This window comes from Nostoc sp. CHAB 5715 (assembly GCF_020829685.1).
GTDB lineage: Bacteria > Cyanobacteriota > Cyanobacteriia > Cyanobacteriales > Nostocaceae > Nostoc.
In genome coordinates, this window is sequence record NZ_JAIVFR010000804.1 from 1 (window position 1) to 3,535 (window position 3,535).

Annotated in this window: 2 protein-coding genes; both read left to right on the forward strand. The window is 44.6% G+C overall.

What is annotated here, in order from left to right:
• Positions 1-352 precede the first annotated feature (352 nt).
• Entirely contained in the window at positions 353-1,702 is a 1,350-nt protein-coding gene (locus LC574_RS31590; protein WP_229457513.1) for an efflux RND transporter periplasmic adaptor subunit, read from the forward strand.
• A gap of 268 nt (positions 1,703-1,970) precedes the next feature.
• On the forward strand, positions 1,971-3,535 hold a 1,565-nt coding region (locus LC574_RS31595), incomplete at its 3' end, for an efflux RND transporter permease subunit (protein WP_229457514.1).

Consider the following 3,535-nt stretch of genomic DNA (forward strand, 5'->3'; position numbering starts at 1 on the left):
ATTAACAGTGGGCTATTGAGGGTAAATGTTAAAACCAATAACTCAGTTCTCAAAACGATAGTATTTGAATTTCCAATAACAGATATAAATAAACTTGAAGCCGCTCTTAGTCAGGAGTTAGGCTTACCGCGCGATCACGTTAAAGAACTAATAATTGAGTCGAATGACAAATGACAACTGACTAACCTTGACATTTCTTTGTCATATTTATCTAATAAACTACAATAAAAGTAACGTAATTTTACTTTTATCTAAATAATTGACTGTTGATAGCGAACATTTGACTATTCATTGTTCACTTTCAAAGGTTAATCTTTAGCCCTTAACCCTCAATAGCCCACTGTTAATCGCTATGGATACTTCTGAAAATCAAGTTTCAACGGTTGAAACCCAATCAGATAGTTCTGTGCCTTCTGAGTTAGCAACTGCTCGTTCGGGTAAACCTTGGTTCTGGAGATTGCTGATTCTATTTCTGGCAATCGGTGGCATTATCCTATGGCGGATGTTCGCTCCTGGTGGCGCACCACGCTCCTCTGTTGCACAGCAGCAAGGGCCACCTCCAAAGCCAATTGAAACAATCTCCCTCGCAACTGGAAGTGCTACAAGAAGTGTCCAGTTGTTAGGACAAGTAGAAGCTACTCAGCAGTCAACACTCCGCGCTCAAACTAGTGGAATTGTAAAGCAAATTTCAGTCCAACCAGGCGATCGCGTGACAATAGGTATGACGATCGCTTTACTCGATGATACCGATCAGCAATTAGCAATTACCCAAGCACGAGCGCAACTGGCACAACAACGGAGCAATCTGGCACGTTTGGAAGTCGGTACTCGAAAAGAAATCATTGCTCAACGTCAAGCAGCTGTCACGTCTGCTAAGGCGCGAGAACTGGAAGCACAGGATAACCTGAAACGTACTAGCAATCTTGTCAAAGAGGGTGCTTTGTCTCAAAGATTGTTAGTGGAAGCTCAAGCACAATTGAATAACGTCCAAGGAGAACGGTTAGAAGCCGAGGCAGAACTTGCCGAGGCTAAAGCTGGGCCGATTCAAGAAGAAATCGCCGCTCAACGGGCAAACGTAGAAGCAGCTAAAGCCACTTTAGCTCAAGCAGAATTAGCAAAACAGCGAACTCGGATTCTGGCATCGGAATCGGGTATAGTGCAGACTCGCCATATCAGTAATGGTGATTTAGTCCAAAATTCTGGTCAAATTGTCACCTTAGTAGCAGGCGATCGCTTCGATATTTTCCTAGAGTTACCCGAAGAACTCAGTGGTAAAGTTACCCCAGGTATGACAATCGATCTCACAACTCGCGCCCTACCGCAATGGAAAAAACGCGCCACTATTACTGCTGTAGTCCCTTCTGCCGATACTGCCTCCCGTCGCCAACGGGTGCGTGTCCAAATTAACAAGCCACCGTCAGGTTTAATACCAGGAATGGCGATCGCAGGCAACTTAAATATGCCCTCTAACCGCTCTAGCTTTGTGGTATCACGAGATGCATTAAGCAGAAGGCAAAACGAGTGGCTAGTTTTTGCAGTTGCTGATGGCAAAGCTAAACAAATTCCAGTCGAGATGGTTGCTGACATGGGTAAAAATGTCGCAATTTATCATCCCACTTTACGCACCGGTCAACGCATTGTGCTACGTGGCGGTGATGGATTGCAAGATGGTGCGCCTGTAAAGATAGTTAATCCAACTTAAAACATAGGTTGTACCTACATTTCCATAAACTTCTTGCAGAAGTCGGTTAAAGAGGAAGAATCATCTCTTTCTCCTTTAACCTTTTCTTCAAAATATAGGACTCCTATTTGATTTTTGAAATACACGTAGTTTTGGTGGGCTTTGCCCACCAAAACCCGGATATGGTGGGCAAAGCCCACCCTACATTACTTAAAATTTTTCACATATCATTTAGGATTCCTATACTACAAACCCAGTTTAAATATGACTTTCTAAATTACGAATTAATATGAATTTTATTGAAACCGCCGTTCGTTGGCGACATGGAACTTTTGTTTTGTTTTGCTTGCTAGCAATGTTCGGGGTGTTCTCCCTACTAAAGTTACCTCTAGAATTGCAACCAGGAGGCGATCGCCCTGAAATTACTATCACAACTACTTATCCGGGCGCAGGGCCAACAGAAGTAGAAGACCTGATTACCCGCCCCATCGAAGAACAGATGCAAGAGGTGCTAGGTGTCCAAGAAATTAGTAGTACTTCTCGTGCTGGACGTAGCAGCATTACCTTAGAATTTGCTCAGGATGCCAACGCCAGAGAACGGATGATAGATGTTCTCAACCGCTTGCAACAGGTGGAAAGCTTGCCTCCAGAAGCGCAGGAATCGAATGTAGAACTGGTGGGTGGTAACAGTTCACCGATGATGTGGATTCCGTTTGATACCAAAGAAGGATTTCAACCTGATGCAGACCGTTATCGGGACTTAGCAGACGAAGTGGTGATTCCCCGTTTGCGGCGAGTCGAAGGAACTGGGCAGTTTTTGTTAGTGGGTGGACAAGAACGAGAAGTCGAGGTGAAGGTTGATCCGAAAGCATTAAGCGATCGCAACCTCGCAATTGGCGATGTAGTCCGAGTTCTTCAAGAAAACAACCGCGATATTCGGGGTGGGCCGTTAATTTTAGGACGACGGGAATATCGAGTCCGCACAATCAGCAGATCACAAGATTTATCGCAAATTGAAGGTTTTGTGCTACGACGTGATCAATCAGGCACAGTTTACTTGCGAGATGTAGCAAAAGTACAGATGGGACGCAAACCTCAAGATAGTGCGTTGGTGTTCAACGGCAAACCTGGGGTAGCAGTCGGTGTAATTCGGCAAATTGGGGCGAATGTGCCAGAGGTGGCTAAAGGCATCCGAGCGGAAATTGCTGCACTGCAAACTGAATTTGATCGGCAAAACCAAGGTATTCGCTTTGTCTACAACTATGACGAAAGTGACTACATTAATCAATCGGTAAGTTTCGTTGGAGAGAACTTGGTCAGTGGAGCATTACTAGCAACTATCGTTTTACTTCTATTCCTTGGCTCAATGCGAACTGTTGCTGTAGTTGCAATTACCATTCCTATCGGTACAATTATTGTGTTCATTGTCATGTCTGCATTTGGACGCACATTGAACATCATCAGTTTAGCAGGACTAGCATTTTCTGTAGGTATGGTTGTAGATAACTCGATTGTTGTGATTGAGAATGTCTTCACCCACATGCAGCAAGGTAAAAGTACCATACGGGCAGCCATTGAAGGTACGCAAGAAGTTTGGGGGGCAATGCTTGGTTCTACCTTAAGCAACATAGTGGTTTTTGTACCACTGTTAATGGTGACAGGTGAAGCCGGGCAACTCTACACCGATATGGCGATCGCTCTTTCTGCCTCTTCTCTATTCTCGCTGTTTGCGGCATTAACTTTAGTCCCAATGCTATCGGGATTGTTCCTTAAACAATCGGAAGCCATGCAAATGATCCAGGGTGGTGAATATCGGGGCGGTAATTGGTTTGAGCGCATGGTAGCTAAAACCTC

Coding starts and splice junctions, on each gene's coding strand:
- LC574_RS31590 (WP_229457513.1), top strand. CDS start 353: ATGGATACTTCTGAAAATCAAGTTTCAACGGTTGAAACCCAATCAGAT.